Origin of the sequence: Streptococcus sp. k-378, assembly GCF_013277505.1 — a bacterium.
Lineage (GTDB): Bacteria > Bacillota > Bacilli > Lactobacillales > Streptococcaceae > Streptococcus > Streptococcus pseudopneumoniae.
In genome coordinates this window covers 1-862 of the sequence record NZ_VMNC01000103.1, presented here as the reverse complement: position 1 = coordinate 862, position 862 = coordinate 1, and the positions used below count along the sequence as shown (strand labels likewise).

Genomic DNA, 862 nt, shown 5'->3' with positions numbered 1-862 from the left:
AGTGAAGTAACAACTGAGATGGTTAAGAAAGTAGTTAAAGTTGGGACAAAACCGACTGAAACAACTGAGCCTACAACTTCCACGGAAGTGAGGTATGAAAAGGATCCAGAACATACAAGAGGAAGCCAACCTACGACTATTCCAAGCGAAGATGGACTGAAAACAGTTACGACTAGTTATAAAGTTGATTCTAAGACAGGCGATATTAAGGTAGCAACTGTTTCGGAGACGGTTACTAAAGCAGCTACACCTATTATTGTTAAAGTTCCAGCTAAAGATAGCGTTGAAACAAAAGTAATTCCAATCGAAACAGAGTATGAAGCGGATCCAACTCTTGTTAAAGGGGAAAAGAAAGATTATCCAAATCGTCAAGGTAAACTAGGTATCAGAACTATTACTACTACTTACAGAATTGAAAATGGTAAAGCAGTAGAGGATACTTCTACAGAAAAAGTAACAACTCCTATGGAAAAGAAAATCATAAAAGTCGGAACTAAACCTACTGTTCGTGTTGGAGATATTGAATCAAAAGAAGTTAAGTTCGAAAAAGATTTAGAACATCCAAGAGGAAGTAACCCTGAAACTATACCTGGAGAAAATGGAACTAAGGAAATCACTACAACATACAAATTAGATACAAATACTGGAGAAGTCTCAGAACTAGAAACAACTGAAAAAATACTAACTCAGCCTACACCTACTGTTGTAAAAGTTCCAGCTAAAGATAAGGTAGAAAAACGCATCGCCGAAAAAAGTACAAATATCCGTTTTGAAAAAGATGAAACTAGAGACCGTAATGAAAATCCTGTTACAATTGACGGAGAGGATGGCTATGTAACCACGACGACGACCTACGATGTTA

General features: G+C 36.9%; 1 protein-coding gene. It reads left to right on the top strand.

What is annotated here, in order from left to right:
- Positions 1 to 862: G5 domain-containing protein (locus tag HT719_RS09495; RefSeq protein WP_172929017.1), on the top strand; the 862-nt coding region annotated here is incomplete at both ends.